Genomic DNA, 21576 nt, shown 5'->3' on the forward strand with positions numbered 1-21576 from the left:
TTATCTTTTTATGTTTAATGTTTCGAGCGATAATGCAGCCAGTCCTCGTAAGAATCCTCGTTCGTAAGATAGTAGCATCCCTATCATATAATCTTCTTCTTTTTCAAGATCTTCTTCCATTTTTATCACTTCTTTCAGATGTTCCGTCAGCATACTTTTCTGATTTTTGAGTAGTTCCACAATGTCAACCAACCCTGCTTGCGAACGTGAGCTGATATGAAAATCGGTTCGGTTCAGATTATCGGTATAGGTTTGTTTTGTCTGTTTGAAAATTACTTTCAGGTTGCTGACGATCAATTTTTTATTCATATCGCGGTACGATATATCCGGATTACTCAATGCATCTTCGTATCCTCTGCTTTCAAAGTCGAACTGAAGGTATTTGTAGATTTCATCAATAGGTAGCTCGGCAGATAAACTTTTGTTGGTGGAACTGAAATCTCCATTGTTTAATAAATTTTGCTCACTTGTATCCACAGAGTTCGGTTCGTCCGACTGTTGTTCAGATTCTTTAAACTGTTCATCGGAATTTTTTCTTTTAAATACATCAAATAATCCCATATTGTTTCTGATTTTTATTGTTTTTGATTATAGAGTTGGTATTGTATATAAACGCTCAATCTGCTGATATTATTACAAATAGAAAAAGCGATATATTTGTTAGTCACCTTTTGCGTCACGATTGATTATTAGACGCAGGTTTTGTTTAAAGGTTACAGTAAGCTGAAGTGAAATAAAGCAGAATACCCCGATTGACCGTATTTTCATCAGTCAAATCGGGGTATTTAATACTGTTGAAGCTTTGTAGGTTCTGAGCATAAATGAATCAGAGTTTATCGGACTCTTCCTCCACAAACCCAGGTTCTAAGGAAATAGTTCTCGTCCAAACTGCTAACAATAACACCTTTGGAAGTAGAAGCATGAATAAACTTATTATCTTTCAAATAAATGCCTACGTGGTTAACGGTTGATTTGCTCTTGCCACTCGTATTGAAAAACACCAAATCGCCTTCCCTGATTTTGTTTCGGTTGATTTTTTCGCAGTTTTTCTTCAACATGGCAGAAGAGTTTCGTTCAAGTACCTTGTTATAAACGGTTTTATAAATGCTGAATACTAAAAAGGAACAGTCTGTACCTTTGCGTGATGTTCCTCCGTCTACGTGAGGGGTGTGCAACCACGAAGCCGCTTCTTTGTAAAGCGCAATATTATCGCTCCGCTCTTTAGTCAGTCCCAACGCGTCATATACTTCCTTGTTGCGTTTGTTTTCCAGATGTCGGGTTGAACTACAGCCGAAGAGCAACAGCGTGATGAAAACCGGAAATATGTGGCGAAAAGGGTTGGCTTGCGGTATCTGTACTTTCATACAAATCGTATTATTGGAGCTTCAAGAAGCGATGTTTTATTCCTCGTTGCTATTTGCTTTTTTCTGCAACTCAGGCAGATATTCTTTTAGCACCTTTGTCATTATTTCGTTGGTAATTCCCGGGGTAGTATTTACATATTTCTGCCCTACAGGCGACTTGTAAAATTCAATCAGTTTATTGATTTCTTCCCGTGAGTAGTTTTTGTCGTACAATTTCACCTTGTCTTCAGTTACCATATCAATAATCATCTTGGTCATTTGCCTCAGCATATTGATTGTTTCCTGCGATTTTGCTTTCGCCTCTGCATCCATCGGCTGATTGCGTTTATGAATAAACATGGGCGCTAATGAATCGAAGCTTTTCAGTACTGCCGAATCTTGTCTCATAAGTTGGAATAACTCACGGATAGACTCTTGTTTTGTTTGCGAATAAGCGCTCGTAAGCAATCCGAAACAAAAAAACAATGCGAATGTTACCTTTTTCATGATTTTGTAGTTTTAAATTGTAAGGAAAATATAACGTTATGAAAATCCGATAATATCCTTTATTTATAAAACACGACGTAACCCGCTATTTACCAAATTGTCCTGAATACAGTCTCAAAAATGTACTGGCTGATTTGATTCTTTCACACCCCAAATCTACTAACTATTTTTATTGTAACCAAAGATTTGTATATAAACTTTAAATAAAATTTGAAAAACTTTGGTCAGTTCGATTTAGTTGTCAGAAAGTGTTATATGATTTAAATTTTAGATGAAAATACTGTAGAATGATAATCGTTGACAATCCGACAAAATCAGAGATGGTGGGAATATTGAAACTACAAATTGAATTTGCAAATCAAGAGAATTTCACGGGGATTGAGGTAATATTTGTACGAAAATACATCCAATTGGTTGACTACGGTGTAGCTGTATTCTTTCGTATTCAATAAATTGTTGAGCTTCAGTTCAGCCTCAAACTTTTTGCGTTTGTAACGCGCACCTGCATCGAAGAGCTGTATGTTTTTATAATTATCCTTGCTTATTTCACGACGGTTGAAATCCATTTTTCCATAGATTATCAGCTGATCAACAGGACTGTATGACATGGAGATGTTATGCGATTGCTGGTGATAAGTGGTAGTGAAATTGGTTGCTTGTTGTGAAGACAGACTATAATTCATAGAATAACTTATTTCCAGTTGTTTGGAAATTTGTGTCTTTACATCGGGTGAAATTGAGAAATTGGTAGAATTGATATCCGTTTTGATTCCCTGGCGTACTTGAAAACCGGTTGATATGCCGTAGGTGGATTGTAGAGAAAGTGTGGTTCCGATGGCGGTAAATACTTTGCTGGCATTGCCCAAAAATGAGATGTTTTTTGTTGTATTTTCATCTGCCACGGCGGATGTATTCACCCCAACATTGGTTGTTCCGGTGTTCACTGTCTGACTACTCAGAATATTACGTTTAACAGCACCGTATGAAACCGAATAGTTGGAGAAAAACAGCTCCACAGGTTTTTTAAACTCAAAATTCAATCGGGAAGAAAAGTTACTACTTTTTGCCAAAATGCCGGATTTGGCGGTCTGCTGGTTATAAGACGTTTGTATGGGATTCACCACAAAATCTGTTATATCGCCAATGCTGTTATTAATTCCGGAGTTAAACTCCAGCTTGGTGAATGCTGAGAAGATATAGTGTCCTTCAATTTTCGGACTAAAGAAAGGCATATTGTAATAAAAATCGGCATTTGGGTTTAATCGATTCAGGTAGGCTAAATTGTAAAAATTCACCGGTAGCCCGATGCTAAATCCATACCTTTGATTTAGCGACTGCAAACGATATATAGGCGAAATGGATGTTGTAATTTTTAGTCCCTGATTCCGATTAATTATGGAGCTATCGCCCCGCTGAAGTTGAGTATAAACCCGATCGTAGTCAGCATTTAATGCAAGTGCCAGACTGAGTTGTGATACCCGGCTTAAATCATAGCCAAAAGAAGTGCTGTTGGTAGTTGCAAATGTAGTTCCTTTTCCTGCCTGATAGAATTCGCCCGAAACACCCGGCACGCCTGTTATGGATAACCGATTATCCGGCATGTCACTGTAATTAACCTGTGAAGCAAAGTTGTACTGCTTTTTCTTGGTTCTTTTTATCAAAGTAAAACGATTTTGAATTCCCGTCAGATTGTTCGTAACATTTTGTTGAATGGAATTACCGCCCGTAATCACACCGAAACGATTATCTACATTGCTTGCCAAAAAGGTTATAGCATTGTCGAGGTAAATTTTCGGACTGTTGACCTGCAAATATGCGGTTGCTTTCAGCGAGTTTTTCAAATATTGAGGTGCTTGTGTTTCCTTTATTTCAACGTTGCTATTGTTTACAAAATAATTTGAGGTTGTTTCTGACTGAAATTGCTTTTGATCACGTGTATAATCTGCATTAATTCTCCAAATAACATTTTCGTTTACTTTAATCACCGAATTGAGCGAAGCCATCAAGTCGTTTTTTTGTTGGAATCGGTTAGCAGTTAAAGGAGGTGATGACGACAGATCGGAATTCATCAGTCCGTTCATCACGTTAGTAATATTATCGTTTTGATAAAAGCCTATAACCTCGTTCGAGAGGGAACTCCCGTAATTATTAGCCTTTAATGTACCAATAAACTGAACTTTTTTGGCAAATGTCATTCCGGTCAGTACACCGTGATAAAGCACATCATCTCCCCTGAATCCACCTCCAAGCTCGGCAGTTCCAAGTAGTCGCATTTTGGCTTCCTTGGTTAGTTTCAGATTCAGGGCTACTTTATCGCTATACTCTTTGCCTTGCAGTTGTTTTACATCCTGAAAGTTTTCAATCATTTCCACCCGGTTTACATCTTTTGCCTGAATATTACGCGAAGCAAGGGTGTATTTCCCTCCCAACATATCCAGTCCTTCGATGTTGAACTTGCTGATGTCCTTACCCTGATAAGCAATTTTTCCATCGCTATTCACATTTATACCCGGCATTTTTTTGATAACATCCTCTATCGAGCGATCACCCGCAGTTTTGAAGGAACCGACATTAAACGACACCGTATCGCTTTTATGAATTACCGCGGGGGCAGCAACACTGACTTCGCGCAACATCAAGGTTTTTGAACTCAAAGACACGTTTAATTGCTGCGATCGGTTTGACGCAATTTTTATTTTGCTGTTGTAAGAGATATGCTGAAAATTGAGGGTTAACGCCCCCGATTGATTTTCAAATCCCAGATTGTACTTGCCTAATTTGTTTGTGGTAGAGAAAGCAATCATTTTTTGATTCAACAATGCTTTTACCACCACCCCTTCTACCGGCGAATGTGTAATGCTATCGCTCACAGTTCCGCTAATTTCGGTTTTCTGCGCAAACAGAGAATGACTGAAAAGAACCAGAAAACAAATGAACGACAGCTTATTACGCATACTTATTCAAGATAGGGCTATTGACAAAACGGGGTTGTTACTACTATTCGAGTTCCAGCGGAGAATACTTAATTTTGTTAACTCCCCGAGCCGAAGTTCGTTTGTTATTGATCTGTATCACATTCAAATTTTTATTAACACTAATTGATTTTATCTGCGCCATGGGTATATTCTTCATCGGATCTTCTTCGAATTTATTCTTGTTTTTGATAAACTGATCACGACTGATTTTTAATTGTGTAATATTCTTATCCAAGTAAATAGGGCGATCCGATTTTCGAATCGAAATGGCCTCGAAGGTATGAGTTCCTGTGGCATCACTGGCTTTCAGTATCAGTCCCGGTAATCCGTAAAGTTTCCACGGACCGTCACTGATAGCAATTTCGGGTGCATACCACGTCGTCCATTCTCTGCCGCCAAACTTGGCAACAGCTTTGTTGCATTCGTATCCGCAAATCTTTAGTGTACTATCCTGTAATGTCCATTTGCGGTCAACTTTATTTTCCGCGTAAATATAATCTTCAGGGATTATGTCATCGGTAACGATCATTTTTTCCTTGGGATAATTTTTGATAATCACCGGTGTGAACATATATTTTACCATCGAATAGTACTTTTCATTTAATTTTTTTAAGCTATCTGCCGGTAAGTCGGTCGAAGTGTAGATGATACTATCTTTCTTGAAAGAGTTCCAATCCCAAAATTTGGAAGTAGAGCTGTTGGCTTGCAAAATGGTAGTATAAGTCTGAAGTTCTTTCTCGTTGGTCGTACTTTCAAGCAGGGGTACATTCAACCTGTAACTGTAAATACATTCAATCAATGCTTTATCAATCGAAGTAGCAGCCTGAGGATCTGTCTTAAAGGACGATTGTGCTGTCGCGGTAGATATACTTATAGTCAATAGAAAAGTTGTGATTGCTAACAGGATTTGTTTTGTTTTCATGGCGTTTTTGATTCTTTGGTGTGGATTCTTATACTCAAAATGTATTATGTATAGAGCTTCTAAGAGAGCGTGTTATAAGCAAGTTTTGCTTTCTTTCCAGCATTCAATTCTTTTGTCCTTTAGTGTATATATCGACAAATTGCCTTTCAATCCTTTATATATTCTGCCATGTTTTTCACCAATTCCTCCCAATATGAGGTGGTAAAAAGAATTTTTCCTTCGGGAGATATAAATACATAATGTGGTGTTGCTTTCAATTTGTATTTTGTAGCGAGACCTGCAGATTCTTTCCTATCATTTAGATTGGTCCACGTTATTTTTGCAAATTGGTTTCCTATTTTCCACGCAGCTACTGTATTCATATTAATACCAACGATATTAAGTTTATCCTTTTGTTTTTCATAAATCTCCGCCAAGTCAGGAAATTTCATAATACAGGCACCACAACCGGAATTCCAAAAGTCTAAAAGGATATACCTCCCTCTATATTCTGCCAGATTATGTTTGTTGCCATCCAAATCGAATAAATCACCATCTACCATCATGTCACCTGCCTTAACTGTTTTAGGAGGATAAAGGAGAGTGTAGATGCTATATCCTTCAACACTTTCTTTTTGTTGTTTTGTCAATTGGCGGTAAATTTGCTTCAACTCTAACAGTTTTGACTTATTGTTTTTATTTTTCATTTCTGTAACAGCTCTATTTAAAACTTCCATGCCCGCAATGGTTTTTATCGGTTTTTGTTTTAATAGCTCTATTTCCTTTATAACTATTCTATTGATTATTGTTTTGGTCAATTTATTTAATGAGTCGGTAAGAGCTTTTTTTCTCGATGTTTCGAGATTTCCCTTAGCTATAGTATTTTTTTCGACATCTACATATTGATATTTATCCCAATCTGTTTTATTTATCTTGATAAACCTGCTTCGCTCTATCTGTTCAGGAATATCACTTTTTACATCCCATGTATATATCCATTTGTTGTTTCCGGTTACTTCTATCACAGAACCGGGTTTTACCCAAATATCCAATGACATTGTTGGAAATTCACTTTCATTAGGACCACGAAACAATGAGTATTTTTCTTTCCCATTCTCAACCTTCCATTTAAACATAAACTTACCATTCCTTACGGTATCCGAACTTGCTTGCAATCCGAAAGCTCCTTCCTCTTTCATTAAAAGAATCACTGTACTATCTGCTACATTTTTAAGCGTACCTTTAATTACAAACTCTTTTCCCCCTTGAGCAAAAGCGCTGAAAGATAGAAAAACGGATAACAACGAAATTATGATTCTTTTCATACTGATTACTAATTTATTGTTCTTTGCAAAGTTGTATTACTTTTTTTTCATTTCGATTAATACCACTTCATTCTTATCTATTTTGTCAGATAATCATCGGGCGATAGTAGTGTCCATAGGTATGGTTATAGCCTCTATATTAGCAATCGAAATTTGTATAGGGTTAGCTGGTGCTTCCTTACCATCAACCGAAGTAAGTGGTTGATGCACATCTTTATGAAATGTAGCATTGAACCGAAGACCTTTATTGTTTTTGACTTCATTCGATGCTGAACCTGCATCTTTTTCTTTGTCATAAACAAGTTCTGCATGTAATTTGAGCGGTTTACTTGTGTTGATTTTCAATTCGTTATTTGTTGAACTGGCAGCATTCTTCTTAGTCGTAATCAATATTACGCCATTCTTACCCTTATCTCCATATAGTTTGGTAGCAGAAGCATCTTTCAAAACTTCAATACTTAAAATATCATTCGGATTGATTGCATCAATACTTTGAAAGTATTCTTTCCCATCAACAATTATCATTGGTTTTGCTGTACCATTAAGATTTAAACCCAATGGACTATGATTTGCTTTTGATTCCGTTACTAACTGTGTTCCATACCCCACAACACGAATATCTTCGTTTGGGCTTAGTCGCACTTTAATTTTTGAGTCAGGTGCTACAGTGTCACCAACAATAATTTGGGGAGTGACTGTTTCGTTATTTTTTACATCCACTTTCCTTATTCTTACAACGGACGGGGTTGGTTTTTGAGTAGAATCAGCCGCAGAAAGTTCTGATTTAATCATCTCTTTCAAATCAGCGGCTTTGGCTTTCAGTCCACTAAAGGAGAGAACTACTATACAAAGCATGACAGATAAGCCAATGGTTCCGTAAAGCCATTTCTGACGGGAAGAGGATTTTGTGCCCATTGTCATTTTGATTCGTTTGTGTAAATTGTTGTATTCGAAATTATTAGCTAAGGCAAACTTGTATTCACCCACGCATTGGCGGATGAGTGATAGGTGGTAGTTTTTGGCGTTGGCACCTTCAGCCAGTACTTTCTCGTCGGCCTGATATTCGTGAATGGTTTGCAGTTCCAGCCGTAGCAACCAGGCAAACGGATTGAACCAGAAAACGAGGGAATACAGATCGAGAAAGAGCAAATCGTACGAATGCCCAAAAGCTACGTGGGCTTGCTCGTGACGAATAATATCCTTATTTTCATCAGTAAAATCGTCCTTTGACAGCACAATGTACTTCATCCAGCTGAAGGGTGAAACCTTCTTGTCGGAAATGCACAGCAAGCTATTATCATCCAATTGAGCTTTTTGAGTCAGCCGGATAATGCGACTCATGCGGATAAAGCTGATGGAAAACCGCATCAAAGCAAGGGTAAAACCTATCAGATATATTACTCCGAAAATTTTTATCCCCGGAATTTCTGTGGCTGGTGTAGATTCTATTGTGGAACCATTAAAATATCCCCCAGCTTTCAATAGCGCTAGTACCTGTTCGACTGTGAGTTGTGAGGTTGCTGTTTCCACCTTGGGTTGGAAGAAGCTTATTATCGGCAGCGTTATCGTAAACAAGGGCAGCACTAGGGTCATGACCACCATGCAAAGCACTACAATTCGATTAAGGGCATGAAACGTCCTTTTACTCAGAATAAACTTAAAAAAGAGGTACAGAATGGTGGCAGCAATGCTTACACGTAGCAGATAAAAAAGTGTTGTTTCCATATCTTAGCGTATTAGAGGTTGTCATTTATTTTTAGCTGATTTTTCAACTTCATCCAGCAATTTCCTGATTTCGTCTATCGATATATCATCCGACTTGATAAATGAATTGACTACATTCAGATATGAATTGTTGAAGTATTTCTTCACCACATTTTTCAACGTCCGGCTTTGGTAATCCTCAGCCTGAATAACGGGGAAGTAACGGTAGGTAGTTCCAAAGCTCTCGTGATCTAGGAACTCTTTTTCTTCCAAAGCGCGCACGTAAGTAGAAAGCGTGTTGAAATGCGGTTTCGGATCAGGATATTTGTCCACTAATTGTTTTACAAACAGGGGTCCTTCTGCCCAAAAAAACTGCATGATTTCTTCTTCTTTGGTGGTTAGTTCTTTCATTTTTCCTTTTATTGATTAATTACGATGCAAACATAAACTAATATTTTTAGTTGAACAACTATTTATTATAGTTTTTGAACTAATATTTATAGTTTAACTTCGTTTAACTCTAAAACGACTCAAATAAAATGGGATAAGTTGTCATAATTGAATGTTTAGTTTTCATTATCTATCGCCGCGATGCGGCTTTCATTGTTATTGGGATTCCTTGTTCTATCAAACTTTCGGTGCTCTGCACCTGTATTAGTCACATAGTGGCGAGAGTTTGGTTGAATTCGCCGATCTAAATGATATGTAAGCCGCATGGCGGCGACACAGCATTTTAAATTTAGCGATGCAATATTTTATCGATTATTTCTATAAAAAAAACCGCCCAACATTCAGCAGTTGGACGGTTCAATCAATTTCGTTGCAGGATGCAACACCTATGTCAATAAAGCAATTAAGGCATTTTCTTTTTATCGTATTTCCATTCAGGTAAGTTCGACAAGCCGGCAGGATTACCTGTAAACATTTTTGCAGCTTCCAAGTCGCCTTTCAGTTGCCACTGAAACCATGCTGTTGCTACTTTGGCAAATTCACCACCATGAGGTTTGCTGTAGGTTCCGCCATGACCAACATTCAGGTTGGCAACAAAAACCGGAACATGATTGATGCGTTTGAAATCGTCCATACCATTGTTGTAAGCAATATCCGTTTCGCCACCAAGGATATAAAGTGTTGGAGTATGCAGTTTCAACAGATGATCTTTCTTGAGGTTTGGCATTCCGCTCATTCCACCTCCTGCATCGCCCAAAATACCGCTGTTGCAGATTACAGCTGTAGTTACGCGCGGATCGGGAGCTGTTTCCAATGTCTGAAGCCCACCACACGACATACCGCTTACGGCAATTTTGGTAATATCAATCTTGTTATAATACGGGCTTTTCTTGTCGCTGTTTTGAGCAATAGCCCAGTTAATGGCATCAACCATTTGCGACGAAGTAGATTTTCCACCTCCACGTTCCCCTTCCAGAGGCATTGGACCAATGGCAATAATCAGAAAACCATGCGAAGCTACTTCAGATAAAAAGTTGATATGTTCCCACGGAGAATTAGCACAAGCACCGTTACCCCAGGCAATGATGGGTAATTTCTTTTTCTCGCCAAATGCACTTAAGTCTTTTGGACGGAACACTGTATGGGTTGGGAGTGTACTTTCAATAAGCATAATAGCACTGTAAGCACCGGTTCCACCATCTTCCACCACTCTTGATGTAGGTCGGGTTACCGGAGCACTTCCCTGAGCGAATGCAGAATTTTGAAAACAGAATGCGGTAAATGCAAAGAGAATAACATAAAAATAGTTTTTCTTCATAATGTAATTAGAAATTAAGTTTAATAATTGTTTTTGCTTGGTTTAATTTGATGCTCCAAATGTATATATTTATTTTTTGATTTGCCCTGTTTATTGTTGAATCTGAATTGATGTTTATAATATTGAGTGTTTGATTATTTCTTATCTCAAAAGATACTTTGTATTGTTCGGAATTATTACTCATAGAGCTAAATGCTAACTTGCTATTAAGCAAGCCAGCTTTTAGGTTTGTGTGCTACTAATGTTAAAATTATTCATTCATGTTTTACACACGATTAAAATCATATTGTTTACTCTGTATGCCGAAAAAGTTCACGAAAAACAGTTAATGAAATATAATATATTATAATCGCGATTAACACTGTCTTTTTGATTTGTGATTAAGTATTTGTATATTAGTTTATTGTACTAAATGTAACGTCGGGATTGCAAAATTGGGTATAGCCCTCAAAAATGGGTTTTTAACCGCTTAATATTCGTTGAAGTAAAAAAAAAATCGTTCCTTTGCACCGTTTTTAGGCAAATAAAATTTATTCATATATATGAGCAGTTTATCGCTTTTTCTGGTAGTAGTACTCACCGGAGTCGCATTGGTTATTGCCGGACTTGGTATAGCCATTTTGTTAGCACCAAAATCATTCAATCTCCAAAAAGGAGAACCTTATGAATGTGGTATCCCAACACACGGCACATCGTGGATGCAGTTTAAGGCAGGTTATTATTTGTATGCCATTTTGTATTTAATGTTCGACGTGGAAACAATTTTCTTGTTCCCATGGTCTACCATTGTGCGCGACTTAGGATACACCGGATTGTACAGTATTATGTTTTTCGTGGTAATTCTTGGTTTAGGCCTTGCTTATGCATGGAAGAAAGGAGTATTAAAATGGAATTAAAAAATATCAATATAAAAGGAATTCCTACCGCGGAATTTAACGACAACGAGTATTTGGAAAATTACATCAAAGAACTCGAGGCCAATGGCGTAAATGTCGTTTTGAGTAAAATAGATGAGTTGATAAACTGGGGTCGTTCCAATTCTGTTTGGCCGTTGATTTACGCTACAAGTTGTTGTGGTATTGAATTTATGGCTTCTGCAGCTGCTCACCATGATATCTCTCGTTTCGGTATGGAGGTTACACGTAACAGTCCGCGTCAGGCCGATTTGATGATTGTGGCCGGAACTATGGTTCATAAAATGGCTCCACTTATTAAGCGTGTGTACGATCAGATGGCTGAACCGAAATATGTGGTGGCCATGGGTGCCTGTGCTATATCAGGAGGTCCGTTTGTAAATTCATATCATGTGGTACCGGGTGTAGATCAGATTATTCCTGTGGACGTTTATATTCCTGGTTGCCCACCACGTCCGGAATCATTATTCTATGGCTTAATGCAGTTACAACGTAAAATTAAGCTTGAACAGTTTTTGGGACATAAACAACGATAAAACGATGACAAAAGTCGATTGTCGAAAGACAAGATACCAGACTTTTGACCTTTGACATAAGACATTCAAGAAAAATGGAAAATATAAAAAAGCTAATACTTAATACTGTACCAACTGCAGTTATTGAAGAAAAGCAAAAACTAACAGTTACCGTTGCTTCGGACAAATTACATTTGTTAGCTAAAACGCTTCGCGACAATGTAGAACTTCCGTTCGATATGCTGGTAAAACTTATCGGTATGGATCGTGGAGAAGAACTGGGTGTAAACTACCTGCTTTGTTCATCTACCGATTTATCAAAGGAACTGGTTCTGAAAACAGGCACAACCGACAGAGAAAATCCATTGTTATACTCGGTAACTGACTTGTTCGAAACTGCACATTACAATGAGCGCGAAGTGTACGCACTGTTAGGTATCCGTTTTATCAACAATCCGGATATGCGCAAGTTTTTCCTTAACGCCGACTGGAATGGTTATCCATTGCGCAAGGACTATGATGCAAATCCTGAACTGAATGCATTATCGCTCGAAAGTAAAGATATTATTGACGTTGCGCCACGCATCATGGAAATTGATGGTAAACTGGTGGAAGAAAATGTCAATATCTTCGAAGAAGATGATTATATCATTAATATAGGCCCACAGCACCCTTCTACTCACGGAGTAATGCATTTCCGTACTGCACTGGATGGTGAAATCGTAAAGAAAATAGATGTTCACAGTGGTTATATACACCGTGGTATCGAAAAACTCAGCGAAAGCCTTACTTATCCTCAAATACTTCACTTTACAGATCGTCTTGATTATCTTTCTGCCAATATCAACCGCCATGGTTTGTGTCTTTGTGTAGAAAAAGCAGCTGAAATTGAAGTTCCTGAGCGCGCTCAATATATCCGTACTATAATGGATGAGCTTAACCGTATTGATTCTCACTTATTGGCTTGGGCTTGTCAGACCAATGACCTTGGAGCCACTACTGCTTTTATCTATGGTATGCGCGAGCGCGAGATTATTCTTGACATTTTTGAAAAAACCTGCGGTGGACGTTTAATTATCAATCAGAATGTGATTGGTGGTGTAATGTTCGATATCTACAACGAATTTCAGAAAGATGTAAAAGCATTTATTCCTTACATGAGAACTAAACTGGTTGAATATGACCGTTTCTTCTCTCACAACGTAATTGCGTTAGGTCGTATGATAGGAATTGGTAATATGTCTAAAGAAGATGCTATTAATTACGCTGTTACGGGACCTGCCGGACGTGGATCAGGTTGGTCGTGCGACATACGTAAACACATACCTTATGCGCTTTACGATAAAGTGGAATTCAAGGAAATTATTCGTACAGAAGGCGACTCGTATGCCCGCTACCTGAACCGTTTGGATGAAATTGAGCAATCTCTGCATATCATAGAACAATTGATTGATAATATACCTGAAGGTGATGTTTGTGCTAAAACAAAAGCCATTATCAAACTTCCTGAAGGTGAGTATTTCTCACGTGTAGAAGCTTGTCGTGGTGAATTCGGTGTATTTATCGAAAGCCGTGGCGACAAAACTCCATATCGTTTGAAATTCCGTTCGCCTTCTATGGCTTTGGTTTCTGCTATGCCTTTGATTTGTAAAAATGAAAAAATATCAGACTTTATTGGTATTGGTGGTTCTATGGACTACGTGATTCCGGATATTGACAGATGATTTCATTGATATTTGCCTACGGCGATATTAGTTGTTATTAGTCTCCGGCGTTATTAAAATTCGTATAATTCGTTTTAATTCGAGAAATTCGTACATAATATGTTATTAAATTATTCACAACCATTAGAAATTAGCAACCTGACAACGTGGTTAGACACTACATTGAGAAGTAGTTTACCCGAATTTTGGGTATTATTGATTGAATTTGTTTTGGTCGCTGTTGTGCTGTTGACTGCTTACGCGGTTATTGCATTGATATTGATTTATGCTGAGCGTAAAATTACAGCATTCTTTCAGGCGCGCTTCGGTCCCAATCGTGTAGGAAAATGGGGTTTGCTCCAGAGTGTGGCCGATATGATTAAGATTTTGCTGAAAGAAATTATCAAGATCAATCGTTCAGACCGCTTTTTGTTCTTTACGGCTCCTTTCTTTATGATTGTAGCATCAATGGGAACTTTTGGTGCAATTGCTTTTGGTAAAGGACTTCATGCTATTGACTTCAATATCGGTGTGTTGTATGTTACAGCGGTTTCATCGTTAGGAATTATTGGAGTGTTATTGGCAGGATGGTCAAGTAATAATAAATACTCCATGATTGGTGCTATGCGAAGTGGTGCTCAGTTTGTAAGTTATGAGCTTTCAGCCGGATTTGCATTGATGACAATTGTAGTATTGGCGGGAACTATGCAGTTTTCTGAAATGATAGAAGGACAACGTTATTGTTGGAATATATTTAATGGACATATTTCGTCTATCATAGCTTTTGTTATTTATTTGATTTCAGGACATGCTGAAACTAACCGTGGTCCTTTTGACTTACCGGAGGCAGAATCTGAATTAACTGCCGGTTATCATACTGAGTACTCTGGACTTCAGTTTGGATTCTTCTATCTGGCTGAATATCTGAATATGTTTATTATTGCATCAATTGCTACTACAGTATTTTTAGGTGGATATATGCCAATTCAGGTTCATGGATGGGACTCATTCAACGGAATTATGGATTTCATTCCTTCTTACGTTTGGTTCTTCGGAAAAACTGCAGTTTTGATTTTCTTAAGCTTGTGGGTTCGTTGGTCATTCCCTCGTTTGCGTATTGACCAACTGTTGAATCTGGAATGGAAATACCTATTGCCAATCAATTTAGTGAATATCCTGGTTATGGTTATTCTGGTTCTTACCGGTTTAACTCTCACCGATTTATTTCCCGGCTTATTTTAAATAGAGATAATAAGTATAAATCTAAGGGCAATAAACGAATTGTGAATTATAAATTATTTATTAGATGAAATCAATACTAAAATATTTTTCAGGCTTATTTACCGGTATTAAGTCGTTGCTTACAGGTATGGGCGAAACATGGAAAGAGTTGTGGACTAAAAAAGTAACGCAACAATATCCTGAGAACAGAGACACACTAGTAATTTCTGACCGTTTTCGCGCAGAGTTAACCATGCCGCATGACGAAAATAATGAGCATGCCTGTACTGCTTGTGGTATTTGCCAAATGAATTGCCCTAACGGTACTATCAAGGTAAATCCTAAAATGATAGAGACCGAAGACGGAAAAAAGAAAAAGATACTGGATACCTACCAATGGGACTTGGGAATGTGTACTTTTTGCAATCTTTGCGTAATTACTTGTCCGTCGGATGCTATTAAGTTTGAAAACACTTTCGAAAATGCTGTATTTACTCGCGGAAAGCTTATGCAACAATTAAATCGTGAAGGTTCCAAACTCAGAGATAAAAAGAAAGAACAACCCCAGGCTCCTAAAGGGGAGTAAGAAATAATATAAATGCTGATTGGCAGTTAACTGTCAACTATCAACTATTAACTAACTTATGGCACAACAAATTATATTTTACATTTTAGGCGCAATCATAGCTATTTTTTCAATAATGGCTGTTACATCCAAACGTATCATTCGCTCAGCAACTTATTTGTTATTTGTATTATTAGCAACAGCCGGTCTATACCTGTTGTTGGGGTACAACTATCTTTTTGCGGTACAAATAGCCGTATACGCCGGTGGTGTAATGGTGTTGTTTATTTTCGCGATCCTTTTGACTAACAGACCCGGTGAGAGTGTAAAAACAGAATTGCCTATACGTCGTGTAGCAGCCGGAATTACAGCTTTGGCAGGTGTTGCATTTTGTGGACATATTATTTACTGGAATATCAGGAAAGTTTCTACTTTGGTGGCACAAGCCGATCTGACTCCTCAACAACTGGGTCATACCATGATGGGAACTGAAAAATATCAATACCTGTTGCCGTTTGAAGCTATCAGTATTTTATTGCTGGCTTGTATTATCGGAGCTATTATGATTGCAAGAAAACGATAAATTAAATTTAGCAGGAAGTAAGTAATAAGAAGTAAAACTACTAACTACCGACTACAAACTAATAACTATATCATGGGTGATTTATTAACGAATTTATTTACAGGCTCAGTGCCTATGGAAGCATATCTGGCTGTAAGTCTGATAATGTTTTTCTCAGGAGTGTATGGCTTTCTGACCCGCAGAAGTCTTCTGATGATTTTGATTTCAATAGAACTTATGCTTAATGCTGCCGATATCAACTTTGTAGTATTTAACCGCTACTTGTATCCCGGACAGCTCGAAGGTTTTTACTTCACGTTGTTCACCATCGCTATTGCAGCTTGTGAAACAGCTGTAGCCATAGCTATTATTATCAACATTTATCGTAATCTGACTAGTGTTGAAGTGGGAACTTTAGATCAAATGAAAGAATAGTATTATTAATTTGCCATTAATAATTCATAACTTATAATTATAAAACATGCAATATACATTATTGATTTTAGTACTTCCACTGCTTAGTTTCATTGTATTGGGACTTGTGGATTCGAAATGGAAGCCAAAGGTTGCCGGCATCATCGGAACTGTTGTTTTGGGAATAATTACAACTCTTTCATACTACACAGCCTGGGAATATTTCACTATGCATAAAGTGAACGGTGTTTATGAAAAAGTTATTCCTATGAATATGGAATGGATTCGTTTTACAGAATTCCTGCATATTGATTTAGGTATATTACTGGATCCTATTTCCGTAATGATGTTGGTGGTAATTACTACAATATCGTTTTTGGTAAACTTCTACAGTCTTAGCTATATGCACGGTGAAAAAGGTTTTCAGCGCTATTATGCTTTTCTGTCTTTGTTTACTTTCTCTATGTTAGGACTGGTTGTTGCAACCAATATCTTCCAAATGTATATTTTCTGGGAATTGGTAGGGGTTTCATCATTCCTTCTGATTGGTTTCTATTACACGAAACCTTCGGCGGTGGCTGCTGCCAAAAAAGCATTTATCGTAACGCGTTTTGCCGATTTGTTCTTCCTGATTGGAATTCTGATACTTTCATTTTATACAAAAACATTTGACTTTGGAGCATTGACAGCAGAACACCCAACCGTGTTTGCCGGAAGTGCAGGGGTTACTTTTATGGGTTTCTCGGTTATCAGCTGGGCCATGGCCGGTATTTTTATCGGTGGTGCAGGTAAATCGGCTATGTTTCCGTTACAAATATGGTTGCCTGATGCGATGGAAGGTCCAACTCCTGTTTCGGCATTAATACACGCTGCAACCATGGTTGTTGCCGGTGTATTTCTTGTAGCCCGTTTCTTCCCCGTATATTATTTCCAAACACCTGAAGTTTTACACGGCGTAGCGTATGTAGGTGCATTTACAGCTTTGTTTGCTGCCGTTATTGCGTGTGTACAGACCGATATTAAACGTGTACTGGCTTTCTCAACTATATCTCAGATTGCGTTCATGATGGTTGCATTGGGTGTTTCAGGCTACGAAGGACATGAAGGAACCGGTTTTATGGCTTCTATGTTCCACTTGTTTACTCACGCCATGTTCAAAGCATTGTTATTCCTTGGTGCAGGTTCGGTAATCCACGCAGTACATAGTAATGAGATGAAAGATATGGGCGGACTTCGCAAATATATGCCGATAACTAACTGGACATTCCTTATTGCTTGTTTGGCTATTGCCGGTATTCCTCCTTTCTCCGGATTCTTCAGTAAAGATGAAATTCTTTCGGCAAGTTATGAATTCAGTCCTTACATTGGAGGTTTAATGACTTTCGTTGCTGCATTGACAGCTTTCTATATGTTCCGTTTATACTACAGCATTTTCTGGGGTAAAGACTATCAGGTAAAAGCAGCTCACGGACACGATGACCACGGACATGGACATACTCCACACGAATCTCCTTTTGCAATGGCTTTCCCATTGGTATTTCTTGCTGCAGTAACCTGTGTTGCCGGATTTATTCCTTTCGGTGAATTTGTAAGCAGTACCGGTGCCGATTATCATATTCATATTGATCTTACGATTGCTATTATGAGTGTTGTAATTGCAAGTATCTCTATTTTGGTGGCTACGCTTATGTATCGCAAACCAACAGCTACACCGGATAAGCTGGCTAATACTTTCTCTGGATTGTACAAAGGTGCCAGTAATCGTTTCTATCTTGATGAAGTGTATATGTTTATCACCAAGAAAATTATTTTCAACAATATATCACGTCCTATTGCATGGTTCGACCGTCATGTTATTGATGCCACTATGGATGGATTTGCGAATACCAGTCAATGGGTGTCTGTAAAAATCAAAAGCTTCCAATCGGGACAGGTACAGCAATATGCGTATGTATTCTTATTAGGAACACTTTTAATTACACTTTTGGTGCTGATTTTCTAGCCCCATTCTCCTTTAAAAGGGAGGTTTATTAGTTTTGTCTTTGATTTATTTACAATATTACTAACTTATCTTTTCCCCTGTAGGGGTTCGGGGTAGTATTAATAATTATAATATGAACTTTTTATCCTTATTCGTTCTTATACCGGTTTTAATGATTATCGGATTATTTGTTTCGAGCAGTCGAAAACAGATTCTGTTTGTTATGACAACCGGTGCATCGCTGTTGATGATTTTGTCAGGTGTATTGACATACATGTATCTTACCGATCGTGCAGCCGGTAATACCGCGGAAATGCTATATACAGCCACAACTGTATGGTATCCTGCATTTAATATTCACTACTCGGTAGGTGTCGACGGAATTTCGGTGGCTATGCTTATCCTGTCTTCCATCATTGTTTTTACAGGGGTTTTCGCTTCGTGGAAAATAGATCCGCTTCCTAAAGAGTTTTTCTTGTGGTACAGTCTTTTGTCAATCGGAGTATATGGTTTCTTTATCTCCATAGATTTATTTACCATGTTTATGTACTACGAAATCGCTCTTATTCCAATGTATTTGCTTATTGGAGTGTGGGGAAGTGGAAAGAAAGAATATGCTGCCATGAAACTAACCCTTATGTTGATGGGTGGTTCGGCTTTATTATTGGTTGGTATTTTAGGTATTTATTTCGCTTCAGGTGCCACTACCATGAACATTTTGGAAATAGCAAAACTGCATAGCATTCCGGTAGAAATGCAACGTTATTTCTTCCCGCTTACTTTTATGGGATTTGGTGTGTTGGGTGCATTATTTCCATTCCACACATGGTCTCCCGATGGTCATGCTTCAGCTCCTACAGCAGTTTCGATGTTGCACGCAGGTGTGTTGATGAAACTGGGTGGATACGGCTGTTTTCGCGTAGCAATGTATCTTATGCCAGAGGCAGCACACGAAATGGCCTGGATATTCCTTATTATGACCGGTATTTCGGTGGTTTATGGTGCTTTTGGTGCTATTCACCAAACCGATCTGAAATATATCAATGCTTACTCTTCAGTTAGTCACTGTGGATTGGTGTTGTTTGCTATTCTGATGATGAATGAAACTGCCGCTACTGGTGCTATCATGCAAATGCTTTCGCACGGATTAATGACGGCTCTCTTCTTTGCTTTGATTGGTATGATCTACGGACGTACTCATACAAGGGATATTCGCCTGATGGGCGGTTTGATGAAAATCATGCCTTTCCTTGGTGTTAGTTATGTGATTGCAGGTATGGCATCATTAGGATTGCCAAGTTTAAGTGGCTTCGTTGCTGAAATGACTATTTTTGTCGGATCTTTCCAACACACAGATATGTTCCACCGAGTATTGACTATTGCGGCTTGTGCATCTATCGTAATTACAGCTGTTTATATCTTGCGTGTTGTGGGTAAAATTATCTTAGGTCCTGTATTTGATAAGCATCACGAAGAATTGACCGATGCTGTATGGTACGAACGCATTTCAGTTGTTGTACTTATTGTTTCGATTTTTGCTATAGGATCTGCACCTTTTTGGATTTCGAGCATGATTCACGAAAGTGTTCTTCCTGTTATAGGACAATTGATTAAATAATAACAAGTATACAAGTTGATGAGTAAACAAGTACACAACTTAGATTCAAGAAATAAACAAATCAACAACTAAACAACTCAACTCATATAATGGATTACAGTAGTTTTTTACAAATGCGCGAAGAGTTTTCACTGTTAGGAGTGATGATTTTTCTTTTGATTTTCGATATATTTGCCAGCCAAAAAGCGTTGAAGTATTTTCAACCGTTAGCTCTGGTACTTCTTACAGCACACACCATTATAAATTGTATGCCACGCGATACTTTCAGTATAGCAGGAGGAATGTTCGAATATCAACCCATACACACTTATGTGAAAAGTATTTTGAATATTGGAACTATCGTGGTTTTATTACAGGCACACAAGTTCTTGAATGAAGATGCTAATCGCATTAAAAGAGGAGAATTTTACTTCCTGACTCTTTCTACCTTGTTAGGAATGTATTTCATGATTTCTGCAGGCAACTTCCTGATATTCTTTATCGGACTTGAAACAGCTTCTATTCCTATGGCTACGTTAGTTGCTTTTGACAAATACAATAGAAAATCGGCTGAAGCCGGTGCTAAATACATACTTTCTGCAGTTTTTGCTTCGAGTATTTCGGTATTTGGTATGTCTTTAATCTATGGATCAACAGGTACTCTTTATTTCGCTGATTTAGCCACATTGATTACCGGCACACCTCTTCAGATAATGGCATTTGTATTTTTTGCTGTAGGTTTGTTTTTCAAAATTTCGTTGGTTCCTTTCCACTTGTGGACTCCCGATGTATACGAAGGAGCGCAAACCAACATTACTTCATACCTCTCTGTCATATCTAAAGGATCTGCAGTGTTTGTACTCTTTACTTTACTGGTAAAAGTGTTTGCTAATTTGGTAGACCAATGGCAACCGATTTTGTATGGTTTGGCAATTGTAAGTATAACAGTAGCTAACTTATTCGCCATTCGTCAACAGAATCTGAAACGTTTCTTAGCGTTCTCTTCTATATCTCAGGCCGGTTATATCTTATTGGCTATTATTAGCGGATCAACGATAGGAATGGCTTCGTTGGTTTACTATGTGTTGGTGTATATGTTCTCCAATCTAGCAGCCTTCGGAGTGATTTCTGTGCTTGAAGAACGTACAGGAAAGATTAAACTGGATGATTATAACGGTTTATACCAGTCTAATCCTCGTCTAAGCTTTGTGCTTATGCTGGCTTTATTCTCTTTGGCCGGTATACCACCTTTTGCAGGCTTCTTTAGTAAGTTCTTTGTTTTCTCTGCAGCAATTGCACAAGGATATTATGTATTGGTATTTATCGCATTATTAAACACTATTATTTCATTGTATTATTATCTGCTCGTAATTAAAGCAATGTTCCTGAACAAAAGCGAGAATCCAATTGAAACAGTAAAAAGTGATTTCCCTGTAAAACTTAGTTTGGTAATCTGTACAGCAGGTATTTTGGTTGTTGGTCTTATCAGCACCATTTACTCACAGATAAGCGCATTAAGTTTCGGTATGTAATTGCCTACCGCCTATATAATACAAAACGCCACTGTAATCTGATTACAGT

Annotated in this window: 19 protein-coding genes; 10 read left to right on the forward strand and 9 right to left on the reverse strand. The window is 38.0% G+C overall.

Annotation, left to right across the window (positions count from 1 at the left end; translation table 11 throughout):
• From PALPR_RS01710 to PALPR_RS01750, 9 genes are all read right to left on the reverse strand, one after another.
• Complete coding sequence (locus PALPR_RS01710; RefSeq protein WP_013443874.1) at nucleotides 1-561, reverse strand: hypothetical protein; 561 nt, start codon at nucleotides 559-561, stop codon at nucleotides 1-3.
• A gap of 272 nt (nucleotides 562-833) precedes the next feature.
• The gene (locus PALPR_RS01715; RefSeq protein WP_013443875.1) at nucleotides 834-1364 is read right to left on the reverse strand and encodes a C40 family peptidase; all 531 of its coding nucleotides are present in this window, start codon (nucleotides 1362-1364) and stop codon (nucleotides 834-836) included.
• Nucleotides 1365-1400: 36 nt separating this feature from the next.
• Nucleotides 1401-1850, reverse strand: a complete 450-nt coding sequence (locus tag PALPR_RS01720) for a DUF2059 domain-containing protein (protein WP_013443876.1) — start codon at nucleotides 1848-1850, stop codon at nucleotides 1401-1403.
• 338 nt (nucleotides 1851-2188) lie between these two features.
• A complete protein-coding gene (locus tag PALPR_RS01725; RefSeq protein WP_013443877.1) occupies nucleotides 2189-4804 on the reverse strand; it encodes a carboxypeptidase-like regulatory domain-containing protein in 2616 nt (871 codons plus the stop codon).
• 43 nt (nucleotides 4805-4847) lie between these two features.
• Nucleotides 4848-5747, reverse strand: a complete 900-nt coding sequence (locus PALPR_RS01730) for a GLPGLI family protein (protein WP_013443878.1) — start codon at nucleotides 5745-5747, stop codon at nucleotides 4848-4850.
• 146 nt (nucleotides 5748-5893) lie between these two features.
• Nucleotides 5894-7051 (reverse strand): TlpA family protein disulfide reductase, encoded by a 1158-nt coding sequence (locus PALPR_RS01735; RefSeq protein ID WP_013443879.1) that lies wholly within the window; start codon nucleotides 7049-7051, stop codon nucleotides 5894-5896.
• 93 nt (nucleotides 7052-7144) lie between these two features.
• Complete coding sequence (locus PALPR_RS01740; protein WP_013443880.1) at nucleotides 7145-8776, reverse strand: M56 family metallopeptidase; 1632 nt, start codon at nucleotides 8774-8776, stop codon at nucleotides 7145-7147.
• Between the two features lie 21 nt (nucleotides 8777-8797).
• The gene (locus PALPR_RS01745) at nucleotides 8798-9166 is read right to left on the reverse strand and encodes a BlaI/MecI/CopY family transcriptional regulator (RefSeq protein WP_013443881.1); all 369 of its coding nucleotides are present in this window, start codon (nucleotides 9164-9166) and stop codon (nucleotides 8798-8800) included.
• A gap of 442 nt (nucleotides 9167-9608) precedes the next feature.
• On the reverse strand, nucleotides 9609-10523 hold the full coding sequence (locus tag PALPR_RS01750) for an alpha/beta hydrolase family protein (RefSeq protein ID WP_013443882.1): 915 nt from the start codon (nucleotides 10521-10523) through the stop codon (nucleotides 9609-9611).
• A gap of 542 nt (nucleotides 10524-11065) precedes the next feature.
• Here PALPR_RS01750 and PALPR_RS01755 point away from each other — a divergent pair.
• The 10 genes from PALPR_RS01755 to PALPR_RS01800 all read left to right on the forward strand — a co-directional run bounded on the left by PALPR_RS01755 (nucleotide 11066) and on the right by PALPR_RS01800 (nucleotide 21527).
• The gene (locus PALPR_RS01755) at nucleotides 11066-11419 is read left to right on the forward strand and encodes an NADH-quinone oxidoreductase subunit A (RefSeq protein ID WP_013443883.1); all 354 of its coding nucleotides are present in this window, start codon (nucleotides 11066-11068) and stop codon (nucleotides 11417-11419) included.
• Entirely contained in the window at nucleotides 11410-11973 is a 564-nt protein-coding gene (locus PALPR_RS01760) for an NADH-quinone oxidoreductase subunit B (protein ID WP_041620125.1), read from the forward strand. The genes PALPR_RS01755 and PALPR_RS01760 overlap by 10 nt, the downstream gene beginning before the upstream one ends.
• Nucleotides 11974-12047: 74 nt before the next feature.
• Nucleotides 12048-13676: an NADH-quinone oxidoreductase subunit D gene (locus PALPR_RS01765; RefSeq protein ID WP_013443885.1), complete on the forward strand. Its 1629-nt coding sequence runs from the start codon at nucleotides 12048-12050 to the stop codon at nucleotides 13674-13676.
• A 99-nt stretch (nucleotides 13677-13775) separates the two neighbouring features.
• Nucleotides 13776-14897, forward strand: a complete 1122-nt coding sequence (gene nuoH / locus PALPR_RS01770) for an NADH-quinone oxidoreductase subunit NuoH (RefSeq protein WP_013443886.1) — start codon at nucleotides 13776-13778, stop codon at nucleotides 14895-14897.
• Between the two features lie 64 nt (nucleotides 14898-14961).
• Nucleotides 14962-15462, forward strand: coding sequence for a 4Fe-4S binding protein (locus tag PALPR_RS01775; RefSeq protein ID WP_013443887.1), 501 nt, complete (start codon nucleotides 14962-14964; stop codon nucleotides 15460-15462).
• 58 nt (nucleotides 15463-15520) lie between these two features.
• Nucleotides 15521-16024 carry an NADH-quinone oxidoreductase subunit J family protein gene (locus PALPR_RS01780; RefSeq protein ID WP_013443888.1) on the forward strand — a complete coding sequence of 168 codons (504 nt, stop codon included), beginning with the start codon at nucleotides 15521-15523 and terminating at the stop codon, nucleotides 16022-16024.
• Nucleotides 16025-16096: 72 nt separating this feature from the next.
• Nucleotides 16097-16438, forward strand: a complete 342-nt coding sequence (nuoK, locus tag PALPR_RS01785) for an NADH-quinone oxidoreductase subunit NuoK (RefSeq protein WP_013443889.1) — start codon at nucleotides 16097-16099, stop codon at nucleotides 16436-16438.
• A 46-nt stretch (nucleotides 16439-16484) separates the two neighbouring features.
• Nucleotides 16485-18419 carry an NADH-quinone oxidoreductase subunit L gene (nuoL, locus tag PALPR_RS01790; protein WP_013443890.1) on the forward strand — a complete coding sequence of 645 codons (1935 nt, stop codon included), beginning with the start codon at nucleotides 16485-16487 and terminating at the stop codon, nucleotides 18417-18419.
• A 112-nt stretch (nucleotides 18420-18531) separates the two neighbouring features.
• Nucleotides 18532-20016 (forward strand): complex I subunit 4 family protein, encoded by a 1485-nt coding sequence (locus tag PALPR_RS01795; RefSeq protein ID WP_013443891.1) that lies wholly within the window; start codon nucleotides 18532-18534, stop codon nucleotides 20014-20016.
• An 89-nt stretch (nucleotides 20017-20105) separates the two neighbouring features.
• Nucleotides 20106-21527, forward strand: coding sequence for an NADH-quinone oxidoreductase subunit N (locus PALPR_RS01800; protein ID WP_013443892.1), 1422 nt, complete (start codon nucleotides 20106-20108; stop codon nucleotides 21525-21527).
• Nucleotides 21528-21576: the final 49 nt, after the last annotated feature.

It is taken from the genome of Paludibacter propionicigenes WB4 (assembly GCF_000183135.1).
Lineage (GTDB): Bacteria > Bacteroidota > Bacteroidia > Bacteroidales > Paludibacteraceae > Paludibacter > Paludibacter propionicigenes.

Bases quoted from the DNA above. Each gene is read 5' to 3' on its own strand.
- PALPR_RS01710 (WP_013443874.1), bottom strand. From the start codon at position 561: ATGGGATTATTTGATGTATTTAAAAGAAAAAATTCCGATGAACAGTTT.
- PALPR_RS01715 (WP_013443875.1), bottom strand. From the start codon at position 1,364: ATGAAAGTACAGATACCGCAAGCCAACCCTTTTCGCCACATATTTCCG.
- PALPR_RS01720 (WP_013443876.1), bottom strand. From the start codon at position 1,850: ATGAAAAAGGTAACATTCGCATTGTTTTTTTGTTTCGGATTGCTTACG.
- PALPR_RS01725 (WP_013443877.1), bottom strand. From the start codon at position 4,804: ATGCGTAATAAGCTGTCGTTCATTTGTTTTCTGGTTCTTTTCAGTCAT.
- PALPR_RS01730 (WP_013443878.1), bottom strand. From the start codon at position 5,747: ATGAAAACAAAACAAATCCTGTTAGCAATCACAACTTTTCTATTGACT.
- PALPR_RS01735 (WP_013443879.1), bottom strand. From the start codon at position 7,051: ATGAAAAGAATCATAATTTCGTTGTTATCCGTTTTTCTATCTTTCAGC.
- PALPR_RS01740 (WP_013443880.1), bottom strand. From the start codon at position 8,776: ATGGAAACAACACTTTTTTATCTGCTACGTGTAAGCATTGCTGCCACC.
- PALPR_RS01745 (WP_013443881.1), bottom strand. From the start codon at position 9,166: ATGAAAGAACTAACCACCAAAGAAGAAGAAATCATGCAGTTTTTTTGG.
- PALPR_RS01750 (WP_013443882.1), bottom strand. From the start codon at position 10,523: ATGAAGAAAAACTATTTTTATGTTATTCTCTTTGCATTTACCGCATTC.
- PALPR_RS01755 (WP_013443883.1), top strand. From the start codon at position 11,066: ATGAGCAGTTTATCGCTTTTTCTGGTAGTAGTACTCACCGGAGTCGCA.
- PALPR_RS01760 (WP_041620125.1), top strand. From the start codon at position 11,410: ATGGAATTAAAAAATATCAATATAAAAGGAATTCCTACCGCGGAATTT.
- PALPR_RS01765 (WP_013443885.1), top strand. From the start codon at position 12,048: ATGGAAAATATAAAAAAGCTAATACTTAATACTGTACCAACTGCAGTT.
- nuoH (WP_013443886.1), top strand. From the start codon at position 13,776: ATGTTATTAAATTATTCACAACCATTAGAAATTAGCAACCTGACAACG.
- PALPR_RS01775 (WP_013443887.1), top strand. From the start codon at position 14,962: ATGAAATCAATACTAAAATATTTTTCAGGCTTATTTACCGGTATTAAG.
- PALPR_RS01780 (WP_013443888.1), top strand. From the start codon at position 15,521: ATGGCACAACAAATTATATTTTACATTTTAGGCGCAATCATAGCTATT.
- nuoK (WP_013443889.1), top strand. From the start codon at position 16,097: ATGGGTGATTTATTAACGAATTTATTTACAGGCTCAGTGCCTATGGAA.
- nuoL (WP_013443890.1), top strand. From the start codon at position 16,485: ATGCAATATACATTATTGATTTTAGTACTTCCACTGCTTAGTTTCATT.
- PALPR_RS01795 (WP_013443891.1), top strand. From the start codon at position 18,532: ATGAACTTTTTATCCTTATTCGTTCTTATACCGGTTTTAATGATTATC.
- PALPR_RS01800 (WP_013443892.1), top strand. From the start codon at position 20,106: ATGGATTACAGTAGTTTTTTACAAATGCGCGAAGAGTTTTCACTGTTA.